The 15,304-nt window shown below is 67.4% G+C and carries 12 protein-coding genes and 1 pseudogene; 6 read left to right on the top strand and 7 right to left on the bottom strand.

Annotated elements, in window-relative coordinates:
• Positions 1–393 precede the first annotated feature (393 nt).
• From FHP25_RS17360 to FHP25_RS17380, 5 genes are all read right to left on the bottom strand, one after another.
• Complete coding sequence (locus FHP25_RS17360; protein WP_147848211.1) at positions 394–1,890, bottom strand: sugar ABC transporter ATP-binding protein; 1,497 nt, start codon at positions 1,888–1,890, stop codon at positions 394–396.
• Positions 1,887–2,984, bottom strand: a complete 1,098-nt coding sequence (locus tag FHP25_RS17365) for an SMP-30/gluconolactonase/LRE family protein (RefSeq protein ID WP_147848212.1) — start codon at positions 2,982–2,984, stop codon at positions 1,887–1,889. The genes FHP25_RS17360 and FHP25_RS17365 overlap by 4 nt, the downstream gene beginning before the upstream one ends.
• On the bottom strand, positions 2,981–5,098 hold the full coding sequence (locus FHP25_RS17370) for an ABC transporter permease (protein ID WP_147848213.1): 2,118 nt from the start codon (positions 5,096–5,098) through the stop codon (positions 2,981–2,983). The genes FHP25_RS17365 and FHP25_RS17370 overlap by 4 nt, the downstream gene beginning before the upstream one ends.
• A gap of 168 nt (positions 5,099–5,266) precedes the next feature.
• Positions 5,267–6,295, bottom strand: a complete 1,029-nt coding sequence (locus FHP25_RS17375; protein WP_147848214.1) for a sugar ABC transporter substrate-binding protein — start codon at positions 6,293–6,295, stop codon at positions 5,267–5,269.
• Positions 6,296–6,345: 50 nt separating this feature from the next.
• Entirely contained in the window at positions 6,346–7,317 is a 972-nt protein-coding gene (locus tag FHP25_RS17380; protein WP_147848215.1) for an ABC transporter permease, read from the bottom strand.
• Between the two features lie 400 nt (positions 7,318–7,717).
• Here FHP25_RS17380 and FHP25_RS42630 point away from each other — a divergent pair.
• Positions 7,718–7,888, top strand: a pseudogene (locus FHP25_RS42630) (MarR family winged helix-turn-helix transcriptional regulator); the annotation flags it as partial.
• A 160-nt stretch (positions 7,889–8,048) separates the two neighbouring features.
• Positions 8,049–9,647, top strand: coding sequence for an MDR family MFS transporter (locus FHP25_RS17390; RefSeq protein WP_147848217.1), 1,599 nt, complete (start codon positions 8,049–8,051; stop codon positions 9,645–9,647).
• Positions 9,648–9,655: 8 nt separating this feature from the next.
• On the opposite strand, the gene FHP25_RS17395 is transcribed toward FHP25_RS17390, so the two are convergent.
• Entirely contained in the window at positions 9,656–10,582 is a 927-nt protein-coding gene (locus FHP25_RS17395; protein ID WP_147848218.1) for an alpha/beta hydrolase, read from the bottom strand.
• Between the two features lie 144 nt (positions 10,583–10,726).
• Here FHP25_RS17395 and FHP25_RS17400 point away from each other — a divergent pair, with 144 nt between their 5' ends.
• The 3 genes from FHP25_RS17400 (at position 10,727) to FHP25_RS17410 (ending at position 13,025) form a co-directional block, all read left to right on the top strand.
• A complete protein-coding gene (locus tag FHP25_RS17400) occupies positions 10,727–11,704 on the top strand; it encodes an ornithine cyclodeaminase family protein (protein ID WP_147848219.1) in 978 nt (325 codons plus the stop codon).
• Positions 11,705–11,919: 215 nt separating this feature from the next.
• Positions 11,920–12,390: a hypothetical protein gene (locus FHP25_RS17405; protein ID WP_147848220.1), complete on the top strand. Its 471-nt coding sequence runs from the start codon at positions 11,920–11,922 to the stop codon at positions 12,388–12,390.
• Between the two features lie 89 nt (positions 12,391–12,479).
• Positions 12,480–13,025, top strand: a complete 546-nt coding sequence (locus FHP25_RS17410) for a GNAT family N-acetyltransferase (protein ID WP_147848221.1) — start codon at positions 12,480–12,482, stop codon at positions 13,023–13,025.
• A gap of 195 nt (positions 13,026–13,220) precedes the next feature.
• Here FHP25_RS17410 and FHP25_RS17415 read toward each other — a convergent pair whose 3' ends face one another.
• Positions 13,221–14,195: a LacI family DNA-binding transcriptional regulator gene (locus FHP25_RS17415; RefSeq protein ID WP_178133591.1), complete on the bottom strand. Its 975-nt coding sequence runs from the start codon at positions 14,193–14,195 to the stop codon at positions 13,221–13,223.
• A gap of 155 nt (positions 14,196–14,350) precedes the next feature.
• Here FHP25_RS17415 and FHP25_RS17420 point away from each other — a divergent pair, with 155 nt between their 5' ends.
• Positions 14,351–15,226, top strand: a complete 876-nt coding sequence (locus FHP25_RS17420) for a phytanoyl-CoA dioxygenase family protein (protein WP_147848223.1) — start codon at positions 14,351–14,353, stop codon at positions 15,224–15,226.
• Positions 15,227–15,304: the final 78 nt, after the last annotated feature.

Genomic DNA, 15,304 nt, shown 5'->3' on the forward strand with positions numbered 1-15,304 from the left:
ACGCGATTTGGCGATATTGCCAAACAATCGTGAAAATTTCGAGAAAAAACAGTTCGAAACGGATCAACTTTACACCCTCGGCTGAAGGGTGAGCAGATCTGTCTAATTATCCTTTATTAACAATGAACTGCGAGGAGTGAGTTGAGAATCGACCGCCACGAGCGCGCGATCGAGGCAATTCACCCCTCGGGCCATTGACCTGTTTTCTCTGCCGGAACTCCGATGATGTAGAATGCTAGATACTATCAGTAACGTATTGTTTTATTTATCATTTATATAACATTAACCCCGCACAGCACAGATCACATAACGAAGCCGGGCCTCCGTTAGCGCGCTTGATTTAACGTTTCCTTCACATTTGGCGCGCCGCGTCCGTCCGGTGGTCGGAAAGGATCAGTGGATGGCGGCGTACATGATCTTCTCTTCGGTGGCCTCGAGCGCGGAGTACTCCTCCACCACCTTGCCCTGGCGGCTGACCAGGATGCGGTCCGACAGCGACATGATCTCGGGCAGATAGGACGAGATCACCACCACGGCCTTGCCCTGGTCGGCCAGATCATTGATCAGCCGGTGGATCTCGGCGATCGCGCCGACGTCGACGCCGCGCGTCGGCTCGTCGAAGATCAGCAGCTCGGGCTCCTGCACCAGCGACTTGGCGATCACCATCTTCTGCTGGTTGCCGCCCGACAGCTCGACCGCCTTCACGTCGGGGCTGATGGCGCGGATGTTGAGCGCCTTGGTCCACAGCGCTCCCACGGCGCTCGCCGCCTTGCCCGAGATCAGGCCGCGCTTGCGGCGCAGCTTGGCAAGCTGGCCGATGTAGATGTTGCGCGCGATCGACATGGTCTCGAAGAAGCCCTCGACCTTGCGATCCTCGGTGATGTAGGCGATGCCGTCGCGCACGGCCGGCGCCGGCACGCGGTAGCGCACCGGCTTGTCGTGCAGCAGGACCTCGCCGCCGTGGAAGAAGTCGCGCTTGATGACGCCTGACACGACCTTGAACGTCTCGGTGCGGCCGGCGCCGACCAGGCCGAAGACGCCGGTGATCTGGCCGGCGAACACCGACAGCGAGTTGTTCTTCACCATCGAGGCCATGCGCAGGTTCTGCACCGACAGCACCCGCTTGCCCGCCGGCCGGATCGTGGTCTTGCGCTGGCCATAGAGCGTCTGCGACAGGTCGCGGCCGACCATCGCCTGCACGATGCGGGCGCGGTCGAACTTGGACGCATCGTCGGTGACGACGTGCTTGCCGTCGCGCAGCACCGTGATGCGGTCAGCGATCAGCAGCGCCTCCTCCAGCGCGTGCGAGATGAAGATCACCGACACGCCGCGCTTCTTCAGGTCGCGCACCAGGTCGAAGAAGTACTTCTTCTCCTCCGGCGTCAGCGATGCCGTCGGCTCGTCGAAGATGATCACCTTGGCGTTGTGCAGCACGGCGCGCGCGATCTCGACCATCTGCTTCTTGGCGGCGCCCAGCAGGCTCACGGTGGCGGTCGGCGCGACATCGAAGTTCAGCGACTGCAGGAACTGCTGGGCGGCGATATAGATGCCGCGCAGGCGGTTGAAGAACTTCTCCTGCCCCAGGAACAGGTTCTGGGCCACGGTCATGGTCGGCACCAGGCTGTTCTCCTGGAACACCATGGCGACACCCAGATCACGCGCCTCGTTGGGCGTGCGCGGCATCGCCTCGCGGCCGTCGACCAGCATCTGGCCCGAGGTCAGGTTCACGACCCCGGCCATCACCTTGGTCAGCGTCGACTTGCCGGCGCCGTTCTCGCCGACCAGGGCATGAACCTCGCCTTTCATCAGGGTGAAATCGACGTCCTCGATCGCCGGCACGCCGGCATATTTCTTAGTCGCCTTGCGCAGCTCCAGAATGGGTGTGCTCATGCCTGGAGACTCCGCTCGATCTCGGCCACGTCCAGCCGCAGGATCCTGCCGCGCCCCTTGGACAGCACGCTCAGCGCCCCGCCGCATTCGACCGCCGCCACGACGCCGTGGTGCGTGCCGTCCACCCGGCTGTGCAGCGAGTAGCGCACCAGGCCTTCCGGCGTCAGCCGGATCACCAGGCCGTAGGAGCGCGGCGGCGCCCACGGCTTGAGGATGCCCATGGTCTTGATGTGCGCGCCCTGCATGGGCTCCATGAAGCTGCTGCTGGCGCTGAGGGACGGCGCCACCCAATGGCGCGGGTCGATCTCGGCCATCATGCGCTTGCGGTAGGCAGGCTCGCGCAGGATGAACTCGATGAGCTGGGTGCGCGCCGTGAAGGCGGTCAGCCAGTAGCCGCCGCCGGCCGCCGGCGTCAGCCGCGATGGATAGGCCGGCAGACGGTCGACCACGGCCGAGCCCGACCTGCCGCCGTTGTACCGCACCAGCCGATGCCGCCACGTCTCGCTGACCCAGGCGCCGTCGCCCGCAGCGCAGGCACCGAAGGCGTAGGCCAGCCCGGTGGCGATCTCGCGGGCACCGCCGTCGGCCGGCGACAGGGCGACCAGGCGGCCGCTGCGGCCCAGCTCCATCAGGTCGTGCGACCACTGGGCGTAGGGCCGGGTCTGCGAGCCGTCGGTCGCCAGCAGGCCGCCACCCGGCGCGGCGCTGAGCGCGTTGACGGCGCTGAAGGCGCGCCCGTTGGCGGCGTCCCATGCGCGGCCGTCATGCGCGCCCCCCACCAGGCGCACGCTTCTGCCGTCCAGGGCCACGGCAAAGCCGCCGCCCGGCAGGCAGGCCAGCGCCGTGATGGCGGCATCGAGCGCCGCCACCTCGACCGGCCCTCCGGCATCCAGCCGCAGGATGCGCCTGCCGTCGGCGACGAAGACGGCGGCGCCGTCGGTCGCGAGGTCCTCCGGCGCTTCCAGCTCGCAGACGACGGCGGCCTGCTCCAGCAGCTGATTGGGCTTCAGCGCGCCGTCGAACGGCGGCACGGTGATGGCCGCATCGCCGCGCCCGAAGAAGCGGTCGGTGAGATCCTTCAGCACGGCGATCACGACGCCTTCCCCCACCTTTTGTCGTACTGCACGTAACCGGGGTCGGCGTCGGCCAGCTTGTAGCGGCCGATCCGGTTGTTGAGGATGCCGCCGAGATAGAGATGGCCCTTATGCTCGCGCATCGAGGTGATCATGGGATGGTTCTTGCCGCCCAGATCCCACAGCGACTCCAGCACCTCGCCCTTCTCGTTGAACTTGATGACGCAACCGGTGTTGATGTTGGCGAACAGCCACTCGTCGACCGGCAGGCGCTTGGCCATGCGGCGGCGGAAGCCGGGCATGCGCCAGGCCAGATCGAGCGCCGGACAGCGCATGCCGACCATGGCCAGCCAGTAGTTGCCGTCGGACGCGAGGTTGATGTTGTCGGGATAGCCCGGCAGGTTGTCCATCACCATCTCGACCTGCCCCTTCTTCGGGCCGTCGAACCAGTAGCGCTTGACGGTGCAGCCGAAGGTCTCGGCGAACAGGATCGACCGTCCGTCGCTGGCGATGCAGATGCCGTTGGGGAATTTCAGGCCGCTGACCGCTGTGTGGGTGGAGTTGGTGTTGGGATCGTAGCAGATGATGCGGCCGTTGCCGCGCGCCTCGACGCTCTCGACCGGCCATTCGTCCATCTCGTAGCGCACGGTGGCTTCGGAGAAGAAGATGCGGCCGTCGTCGGCGATGTCGAGGTCGTCGGCCAACCGCAGGCGGCTGTCGTCGTTGACCGAGCGCCAGCTGCGGTTGGTCTCGTCGGTCGCCTTCTCGACCTTGCGCTCGGGCGTGATGCGGTAGAGCCCCATGCCGCCGATGCAGACATAGAGATTGTCCTGGCGGTCGAACGCCATGCCCAGCGGCTGGCCGCCGATATGGGCATAGACCTCCATGCGCTCGTAGTCGGGCGGGAAGAAGCGGATGATGTCGCCGTGGCGCGAGCCGGCATAGAGGTTGTCATGGCGGTCGAGGATCACGTCCTCCGGCGCCTCGATGCGGCCCAGCCCGATGGCATCGACATTGCGCAGCTTGTCGTTCTGCGCGAACGCCGTGTCGCTGTCGGGCGCCGTGCTGGGGCATGGCGGCAGCGCATGGTAGGTCGGGCTGACATAGACCTTGCTGATGATGCGGTGGCGGTTCTTCAGCCAGCGGATATCGACCACCGCCGCCAGGATCAGGATGCCCGCCAGCACCATGCGGTTGATGCCGCCGGGCGCCGACAGCGACACCAGGCCGTTGGTGATGAAGAGCACGATCAGGGTGCCGACCAGAGCCTTGGCCACCGAGCCCTTGCCGCCGCCCAGGCTGATGCCGCCCAGCACGGCCGCTGTGAGAACCGTCACCTCGAGACCCAGCCCGATGTCGCTGCCGGTGGTGCTCAGGCGCGCGGCGAAGAAAATGCCGGCGACGGCGGTCAGCACGCCGCAGGCGACGTAGCACATCGCCACCGTGCGCCGCACGGCGATGCCGGAATTGTAGGCCGAGCGCCGCGAGCCGCCGATGGCGGTGATGTGCCAGCCGGCACGCAGGCGGGTGAGGAAGACGTGGCCGAAGATCGCGACCGCGGCATAGACCAGCACGATCAGCGGCACGCCCAGGATGTCGCCATCGCCGATGAAGTTCCAGGCCTCGGAATCCGGCAGGTAGCCGGCGATCGCGTTGGAGTACTGCAGGATCAGCAGGTCGTAGATCGAGCGGTAGACGATCAACGTGATCAGCGTGGTGATGAACGCGCGCAGGCGCAGATAGCCGATCAGGATGCCGTTGATGGCGCCCAGCAGCGCCCCGAACAGCAGCGTCACCGGGATGGCGGCGGCGACCGGCCATTTCAGCACGTGGATCAGGAACAGGGCGCAGAAATTGGTGAGCGCGAAGCTCGAGCCGACCGACAGGTCGATGCCGCCCACGATCATCACCAGCGCCATGCCCAGCACGATGAAGCCGATCTCGCCGGCCTGGCGCGAGGCGGCGGTCAGGCTGGCAGGCGACAGGAAGCCGTCGATCGCCTGGTTGAGCCCGAAGGCCACCGCGATCAGCACCATCACCGGGATGGCCGTCTCGGTCCAGCGCTTGGACAGGATCTCGCCCAACATGTGGTCGGGCCAGTAGCGATACCGCAGCCGCGTCAGCGTCTCATTCATTGTCGCATCACCACGATAGTGCGGCTCTGGGAAAGAATTCACCACAGAGGCACAGAGAGCACCGAGGGACACAGAGGATGATCTGCGCGCGCCTACGGCGCGCAGTTCTTTCTTATCTCTGTGAACCTCTGTGCTTCTCTGTGCCTCTGTGGTTGGTCTTATTCAGGACTAGGACTTGCCGAGCGACCAGCAGGTGCCGGGCAGCGACGCGTTCTCCTTGGTGATCGGGATCAGCGTCGTGTAGATCGAGCCCTTGGCGGTGCCCGGCTTGACGCCGGACTGCAGCAGCCACTTGATCATCGTCACCATGCTGCCGGCCTGCGACGGCACGTCGTAGCTGAAGTCGACGTCGAAGGCGCCGCTCTTGACCAGGTCGCAGGACCGCGTCTGCTCGCCGCCACCCGATGTGGCGAGGAACACCTTGCCGGTCAGCCCCGCCTCCTGGATGGCCGCGGCCGTGCCGACATCCATGCCGTCCCAGAAGCCGATGATGCCGCACAGGTCGGGGTGCTGCTTGAGCACGGTCTGGGCGATGCCCTTGGCCTTCGTGGCATCCCAGTCGGCAGCCTGGCTCGACACCACCTTGATCTCGGGATGCTTGGCCAGGACGTTCTCGACGCCGGTCAGGGTATAGGCGCTGGCCGCGGCCGAGAGCTGGCCCTGCATGATGGCGATCTTGTTCGACTTGCCCTTGCAGGCATTGATGACGGCCGCCGCCTGCTTCTCGCCCATCTCGATCCAGTCGGCGCCGACATAGGCCGAGGAGTTGTAGCTGGAGCGCATGTTGATCTGCACGACATGGATACCGGAGGCTTCGGCCCGCTGCAGCAGCTTGGCGTAGGTCTGCACGTCGGGGTTCTGGACCACGATCACATCCGGCTTCTCGGACAGCAGTGTGGTCACGGCCTGGGCGCCGGCATTGGTGCTCCAGTTGGCGTCGCGCAGCACGAACTTCACGCCCAGCGGCTCGAGCTCCTTCTTCAGGCCGGCGTACCAGCCCTGCATCAGGTCGACATTCATCGCCAGCGGCACGTAGGCCACGGTCTTGCCTTCGAGCGCCTTCAGGTAGGGTTGCCGGAACGGCTCATCGAGCCCCTTGCCCTGCGCCAGGGCCTGCCCGGCACCGGCCGCCAGGCCGGCGCACAGGATGCCGCCGGCGAGCAGCCGCGACAGGTGGCGGCGGTGATTGAACGACATGGCATTTCCTCCTCTGCTGTTGTGGTTCGGAGCGCGAGCGGTCGCAGGCGTCAGATGTCGCCTTGCTGGGCGGTCTCCTCGTTGCGCGGGTTGAGAACCGAGTCGATCAGGATGGCGATCAGCAGGATGACGCCCTTGATCAGGTTCTGCGCCGAATAGGACATGTCCAGGATCGTCATGCCGTTGAGCAGCGTGCCGATCAGCAGCGTGCCCGTGACGGCGTTGAGCACGCCGCCGCGGCCGCCGCTCAGCCCGATGCCGCCCAGCACGACGACCAGGATCACGTCGTAGATCATCGTCGAGTTGTAGATGCGGGTCTGCATGGTGCCGATCGACGCGGCCATCACCATGCCGGCGAAGGCGGCGATCAGCGCCGCGAACACGTACTGGCGCAGGATCAGCGGCCGGGTCGGGATGCCGATGGTCCGCGCGCCCAGCGGATTGTCGCCGGTGGCATAGAGATAGGTGCCGAAGCGCGTGTAGCGCAGCAGGAAGGCGCAGACCAGGATCGTGAGCCCGAACATCACCACCGGCATCGGTATGCCGACGATGCTGCCACGGCCGAAGCCGGCGATGGCGTCGAGCTGCGGCGGCCACGGCACGAGATCGAGCTTGAAGAAGGCGACCTGTCCCAGGCCCGCCAGGAAAAGCCCAGACGCCAATGTCGTGAACAACGACGGCACTTCGGCGTATGCAATCAGCCAGCCATTGACCAGCCCGAAGACGATGACCAGCGCCAGCGCCGCTGCAACGGAAACGCTGACGGGATAGCCGTCATTGACCATCTGCAGGACCAGCCCGGGCGGCACCGCCAGCGCCGCGATCATCGATATGTCGATGCCGCGGCCGATGACGACGATCGCCATCCCCAGCCCCAGGATGCCCAGGATCGCCACGTTCTGCAGCAGCGCCACGATGTTGCTGGCGCTGAAGAAGCCCGGCAGGAGCAAGGAGAATACAAGGAAGAGAACGATGAATATGCCGAAGACGATAGTCTGCTGAGACAACCGCGCACTGGACATCAGCGATCCTCACCTACGCTGGCATCGCCCTCATGAACGATCGCCCATGAGGGTCCAATTTTCTTGGGCGCCAGCGTCAGTCCGCCGGAACCGGGACCATGCCGCAATGATCAATGCGGCTGGATGATGGACGGTAAGTCGTTCCCGTAAATGAATGCAATTCATTTTTATTCGTGCCGCCACATGGATTGCTGACACCGACCTGACCGGCCGGATCCGATGACCTGCCCTTGCGCTGGATCCTTGGTCCGATTACTTAGATCATCTATCTATTGATAGAGAGACGATGACGGCCAAGGTGACGGCGTCGACCATGAAGACCGAGACGGAGGCGCTGGCTGACCGGCTGCGGCCGGTGCTGCAGCGCCTGCAGCGCCACCTGCGGCGCCAGAACCAGGCCATGGGCACCTCGCCCCTGCACATGGGCCTGCTGAACTCGATCGCGCAGCAGGAAGGCCTGGGGATCGGCGAGCTGGCGGCGCAGGAGAAGCTGCGCGGACCGACGATAACCGCCCACATCAACCAGATGGAGGCCGAGGGCTGGGTCGAGCGCCGGCCGTCAACCGACGACAAGCGCCGCGTCGGCCTGTTCATCACGCGCACCGGCCGCGCGATGATGGCCGCGGCGCAACAGCGCCGGGTCGACTGGCTGGCGACGCGGCTGGCCGACCTGCCGGCCGAAGGACGGCGCGCCGTGGCGGCGGCGCTGGAGCCCCTGGAGGCGCTGTGCCATGACTGAGCCGGCCCGCCGCCCTTCTGCTTCCGACGACGCGCCCGACCGCCGCCCCGAGGCCGAGATCGCCGCTGCCGTCGCGGCCAACGATCCCGGTCCGGCGCATGAGCCGACGCATCGCGAGATCCGCACCGTCTATATCGGCCTGATGATCGTGATGGCGCTCAGCGCCATCGACCAGAGCATCGTGGCCACGGCGCTGCCGCGCATCCTCAGCGACCTGGGCGGCGTGGCGCATATCTCCTGGGTGGTGACGGCCTACGTGCTGGCGACGACCACCACCATGCCGCTCTACGGCAAGCTGTCGGACCAGTACGGCCGCAAGCCGCTGCTCTACGGCGCCGTCGGCCTGTTCCTGCTGGGCTCCATCCTCAGCGGCTGCGCCCAGAGCATGACCCAGCTCATCCTGTTCCGCGCCGTGCAGGGCCTGGGCGCCGGCGGGCTGCTGCCGCTGGCGCAGATCATCGTCGCCGACCTGGTGCCGCCGCGGCAGCGCGGCCGCTACCAGGGCTGGATCGGCGCCGTGTTCGCGTTCTGCAGCGTGCTGGGTCCGGTGGTCGGCGGCATCATCACCGACACGCTGTCGTGGCACTGGATCTTCTTCTTCAACCTGCCGATCGGCATCGGCGCCCTGGTGGTGATCGCCATCACCTTGCGCTCATCGCGCGCCGGCGTGCCCGGCAGCCGGACCGACTATCTCGGCGCCCTGCTGCTGTCGGGCGCGACGGCCTGCTTCCTGTTCACGCTCACCCTGGGCGGCACCCAGCTGCCCTGGGATTCCATCGAGCTCCTGGGCCTGGCGATCGGCGCCGTGGTGCTGGCGGTGCTGTTCGTGCTGCGCGAGCGGGTCGCGCCCGAGCCGATCCTGCCGCTGCACCTTTTCAAGGAGCGCGTCTACAGCCTGGGCAGCCTGGTGCTGGCGCTGACCTTCATGGCGCTGCTGGGCTCGAGCACGTTCTTCCCGTTGTTCTTCCAGGTCGTGATGGGGTTGTCGCCCTCGAGCTCCGGCCTGCTGATCGCGCCGCTGGCGGTCGGCACCTTCATCTCGGCGCGCATCAATGGCCGCCTGCTGCTGGCCCATGGCCGCTACAAGCCGGCGCAGATCCGCGGGCTCGCCATGGCGGTGGCCGGCTTTGCCTGGCTGGCCTGGGCGTCATGGACCGACCAGCCGCTGGTCGTCCTGGAGCCCGCCATCCTTTTGCTGGGCCTGGGCCTGGGCTTCGTGACGCCCAACATGAATGTCGCGATCCAGAACGCGGCGCCGCCGGCCGACATGGGCGCGGCGACGGCTTCGGCCAGCTACTTCCGCTCGCTGGGCGGCGTCGTCGGCGTCGCCGGCTCGGGCGCCATACTCACCAACCACCTGCACAACGCCCTGGCGTCGGGGGCCTTCGCCGGCGTGCTCAAGCCGGAGATGCTGCTGAGGGGCGGCGCGCAGGAGATCGCCGCCCTGCCCCCGGCTGCCCATGACGCGGTAGCCGCGATCTACCGCCACGGCATCGCGACGACGTTCGTGGTTGGGGTCGCCGTGGCGGCGCTCGCGCTCACCACCTTGCTGTTCCTGCCCGAGCGCAAGCTGCGCACAACGCACCGGTGAGGCCGGCGCTACAGGTTCGCCAGTCGCCGCACAAAGGCATCGACGCTTTCCGTGTAGCTTCCGGGCAGACCAAGCGCCTTGTTGATCTCGCCATGGCGGAGCGCAACGGGCAGGACGTCCGCGCGCCCGCCGAGGCCGGTGACCTTGGCAGCGAAAGCCCGCGCCTGCGGGCAGGCATTCGCGCGCATGCTCGAGCATACGAGCAATATCGGCGACGGCGGCATCGCCAGGCGATGGATCGGCGAGGCGCGGCGCCAGCCGTCCGGATCGGCCCCGAACGCCCGGTCATATAGCGGGTGGTGCGGGCTCTTCATGAGCTCGACGACATCCAAGGCAGCGCTGTCGAGAGCGATCGTCCCCCGCCACGGGACGACACCGCGGCGGGCGGCGATGGACGGGTCCGCCGCAAGCAATGTCACGAGATGGGCACCGGAGGAGTGGCCCATGAGGATGAAGCGTGCCGGGTCGCCGCCCCAGGACGGCACGCGGGCCTGGGCCGCGGCGAGCGCAGCAGCCACGTCGTCCGACTGCCCGAGCGGATCGGCCCTGGGCAGCAGGCGATAGTTGGCCGAGATGAGGACAAAGCCCGCGGGCAGCCAGTGCGCAACCTTGTTTGCGACGACGCTGGCCGCCGCTTTATCGCCGACAGCCCACCCGCCGCCATGGACCATGAAGATCACGGGCGCGCGCTGCGGCTGCGCCGGCAGGTAGACGTCCATTCGCTGCGCCGGATCGGACCCATAGGCGACGTCACGCATGACGCGAGCTCCCGGCGGCAATGCGATCGGCCCGCCGGACCCGCCATCGTCTTCGAGCGCCACCCCCAGCCCGCCCTGGGCAGCGGCTCCCTGTGGGCCGGCGAGCAGCGCGAGCCCCAGGACGGCAATGATGTTGCGCCTCAAATGGCTGGCGATGGTTGCCGGCAGCGATTGCATGAGAATCTCCGACGCCTGCATCAACAGGCGAGTACGAAGCCGCGGCCGGGGCCATCCCTGCGTCGACGCGATGGACGGCCGACGCCCCTCGGCAACGTAGACGAATTCGCGCAATCGGCGGGTGCAACCCTGGTACAAAGGCGCATGCCGGAAACCCTGCTCCTCACCCGCGCCGAGGTAGCACGCCTGCTCGAGCCGGATGCGCTGCGCACGGCGCTGCATGAGGCCTTCATCGCCTATTCGCTCCGCCGCAGCGTGGCGGCGCAGCGCTTCGTCGTGCCGCTGCCGGCAGCAGCGCCGGCCGGCGCCAACGGCATGCTGCTGGCGCCGGGGCTGATCGACGGCATTCCAGCCTACAGCATCAAGGTCCACGCCAAGTTCCCGGCGCAGAAGCCGGCCATCACGGGCGTGCTGGCGCTGCATGACCTGCAGACCGGCCACCTGCTGGCGCTGATGGAGTCGTCGCACCTGACGGCAATGCGCACCGGCGTCGCCGGCGCGCTCGGCACCGATGCGCTGGCCCGCCCCGACGCCGGCATCGTCGCCATTGTCGGCGCCGGCGCCCAAGGCGAGCTGCAGCTGCGCGCGCTGGCCGGCGTCCGCCGGCTCGAGCGCGCGGTGGTGCACGACACCTACCACGCTGCGGCCGTCGCGTTCTGCGCCAAGCTCGGCCCCGAGCTGGACCTCCCGATGCGCGCCGAGCCGGAACTGCGCCGGGCGGTGCAGGCTGCGGACATCGTCATCGCCGCCACCTGGTCCACCACTCCCTTCATCGACGCCGCGATGCTGCGGCCGGGCACCCATGTCACGACCCTGGGCCCCGACCAGCCGGGCAAGGCCGAGCTCGCCGCCGACGCGATCCAGGCGGGCCTGTTCGTCTGCGACGACCCTGCGCTCGCGCTGTCGATGGGCGCCTTGGGCGGCGTCGGCCTGGGACCGGAAGCGATCCATGCCGAGCTGGGCCAGGTGCTGGCCGGCACCCGGCCCGGCCGGACAGAGGCGTCACAGATCACGATCTTCGGCAGCGTCGGGCTGGCATTCCAGGATCTCGCGGCCGGCTGGCTGGTCTACCAGCGCGCCCGCGCCGAAGGCCTGGAACGCACGATCAATTTTCTAACTTAGAAAGTTAAATATAGCCAATATCAATTTGAAAATCATGGATTTTTATCTTATTTCAGACTTCTTACCATATTGGTTCAAATTCTATCTTTCTATGCGCGTCCCCATGGGGTAAATGTATTGCATATTTTCAGGTTACCGCATGGTGCCTGGTCGATTTTAAAGCGTGTGATTTTAATCATCGATGGGGGCCTATAGTGCGCCGGCATATCGTAGTCGTGGCCGATGACGACTTGGCCCGTCGCCAGGAAACAGTGGCAGCGTTGCAGGCCAGCAATATCGAAGCCTATCCGCCGCCGCCGGATGACAAGACACCCGAAAAGCCGGTCATGGACCTGATCCGCGAGCTGCGGCCGCGCATCGTGGTGTGCCGGCCGAGCGCGGCCGGGGTGTCGATGTTCTACCCGCTGCGCAGCCTGAAAGAGCCGCCGATGGTCATCGTGCTGTCGAGCAGCGCGTCGGCCAAGGATGAGGTGCACTACATCGATCGCCTGATCATCGCCTCGATCCGCGCCCCGGTGCGGATGGCTGCGCTGTGCCAGTTCATCCGCACGGCGCTCACCATCAACGCCCGCCTCGACGACCCCGAGGACCAGTCGACAGCCGAGATCGTGATCCACCCCGCGGTCGGACGTTTCACCGACCCCATCCTGCGCATGGCGCGCCCGCGCACCGAGCCGGCAGCGTAGGAACACGAGACAGCGACGCCGCCTTTTCCTTCTCTCGACACCAGCCGGGCGCTGCGGCAGGTTCGGACGGCTCGAACCGAATCTGACCGATGCCCCTGCCCTTGCTGATCCGCGACTCGCGCGACACCGACATTCCCATCATCACCGGCATCTATGGCCATCATGTGCGCCATGGCCTGGCCTCGTTCGAGGAAGAGGCGCCATCGCTCGGCGAGATGGGACGCCGCCGTGCCGACATGCTGGATAAGGGCTATCCCTACATCGTGGCCGAGCGGCACGGACGGGTTGTCGGCTACGCCTATGCCGCCGCCTACCGCTTGCGGCCGGCCTACCGCTTCGCCGTCGAGAACTCGATCTATATCGACCAGGCCGACCGCGGCGGCGGCATCGGCTCGGCCCTGCTGCCGGCGCTGATCGAGCGCTGCGCGGCCCGCGGATACCGCCAGATGATCGCCGTCATCGGCGACAGCGCCAATGCCGCCTCGATCGCCCTGCACGCCAAGTTCGGCTTCCGGACCGTGGGCACGTTCACATCGATCGGCTGGAAGCACGGCCGCTGGGTCGACAGCGTGCTGATGCAGCGCGCCCTGGGCGACGGCGATGCCTCGGCGCCGCCGGAACGGCCTGACCGTTGAGCATGCCCGGAGCGGGGGCGTCTCGCCCATAGGCGCTGACTTTGACGCACGATTGCGCGGACGGACCGCGCGGCTCCTGCCGCGCTCTTCGTCTTGTCGCGGCAATACCATGAGCGCGCCGGGAGGCGCGCGGTCCGGCACACGTCGCCGTAGGTCAAAATTCAGACCTATAGGCGAGACGTCCGCGCCGCGGGCTCATGTCGTGGCGCGTTCGATGAGCTGCACGCCAAGATCGATGCGCTGGGCGCCGCCGCGCCGGCCGGCAATGGCGTCGAGCAGCAGGTCGGCGGCCCGGCGGCCGATCTCCAGGCCGCTGATGCGCACGGTGGTCAACGGCGGCACCATCTCGCGGGCCAGATCCTGGTCGCCGAGGCCGGCGATCGCCAGCCGCCCCGGCACCGCGATGCCGCGGCGCTGGCACTCCAGCAGCGCGCCGATGGCCAGCACGTCGGTCGAGAAGAACAACGCGTCGGTCGGCCCGCCCTCGTCCAGGACCCGGCACAAGGCGTCGCGGCCATGCCCCAGCGTGCCGGGGCTGGGCACCGTGACCGCCGGCAGCGGCGTCATGCCGGCGGCGCGCAAGGCGGCATCGAACCCGGCCTGCCGCGCCTTCGAGCGCGCGTCGGCACCGCCCACGAAGCGGACATGGCGATAGCCGCGCGCGACGAAATGCTCGGCCACGACACGGCCGGCGGCCGCGTTCGAGAAGCCGACCACATGGTCGATCGGCCGCCGAACCATCTCCCAGGTCTGCACGATCGGGATCTTCGCCGCCGCCAGCAGCCGGCCGGTCGCGGCCGATAGCGGCGCGCCCACCAGCATCAGCGCGTCAGGCCGCCGCCCCAGCATCGCCGTCACCAGGCTGCGCTCGCGTCCGGCATCGTAGCCGGTCTGGCCCAGCAGGATCGTGTAGCCCTCGCCTTCCAGCCGGTCCGACAGGCCCTGGACCGTGTCGGCGAAGATCGAGTTCGCAATCGTCGGCACCACGGCCGCGATGATCCGGCTGCGGCTGCCCGCCAGCGCCCCCGCGGTCAGGTTCGGCACGTAGCCGATCCGGCGCACAGCCTCCATCACGGCCTGCCGGGTCGGCGCCGCCACGGCATCGGGCGTGTTCAGCACCCGGCTGACGGTGACCAGGGACACGCCGGCCAGCCGTGCCACGTCTTCCATGCGCGGGCGCCCGGTGGGCACAGCCCGCGTTCGGGTTTTCGGTTTCATGGCGCCACTCAAGCACGACCACCGATCGCCAGACAGTGGGCAGCATGGCGCAGCTTGACAATGAAAGCGCTTCCACCGACCATGGAAGCGCTTTCATAGGAACGGCCATGATTTCGCAGCACGACATCGAGATCTATCGGCGTGACGGCTATCTCGTCGTCCCCGATGTCCTGAACACCGGCGAGCTGCGCGCGCTGCAGGCGGTGATCGACGACTGGATCGCGCGCGCCGCGTCAGTTGACCGGCACGACGATGTCTACGACCTGGAGCCGTCGCACACCCGGGCGCAGCCGCGCGTGCGGCGCATCAAGACGCCGCACAAGATCGACCGGCGCTTCAACGACCTGGTGCGCCACCCCAACGTGGTGGCGATCCTGTCGCGGCTGATCGGCCCCGACCTGCGGCTGCACGGCTCGAAGCTGAACATGAAGGCGCCGCGCTATGGCTCGCCGGTCGAGTGGCATCAGGATTGGGCCTTCTACCCGCACACCAACGACGACATCCTGGCGATCGGCGTGATGCTCGACGACATGGAGCTCAGCAACGGTCCGCTGCTGGTGGTGCCGGGCTCGCATAAGGGTCCCATCTTCGACCACCACGCCGGCGGCGCCTTCTGCGGCGCCATCGCCCCCGAGGCGATCGCCGACGAAGCCCGCCGCGCCGTGCCGCTGACGGGCCGGGCCGGATCCATGTCGTTCCATCACGTGCGGCTGCTGCATGGATCGGCGCTCAACACGTCGAACCGGCGGCGCCAGCTTCTGCTCTACGAGGTCGCCGCTGCCGATGCCTGGCCGCTGATGGGCGTCGCCAACCTGGCGGAGTTCGACAGCCGCATGGTCGCGGGCGAGCGCACGATCACGCCGCGCGTGACGCCCGTGCCGGTGCGCATGCCGCTGCCGCCGGCCGCGCACCAGGGCTCGATCTACGAGAACCAGACCGGCAGCCGGCAGCGCTTCTTCGCCACCGCCGAGGCGGTGGGCTGAAAATATTCTCGCTTGCTCGGACCGCGCGCCTCCTGGCGCGCATCGGCGCGTGAGCGCCGATCTTCGATTTCCGCTCCG

The organism is Vineibacter terrae (assembly GCF_008039615.1).
Taxonomy (GTDB): domain Bacteria; phylum Pseudomonadota; class Alphaproteobacteria; order Reyranellales; family Reyranellaceae; genus Vineibacter; species Vineibacter terrae.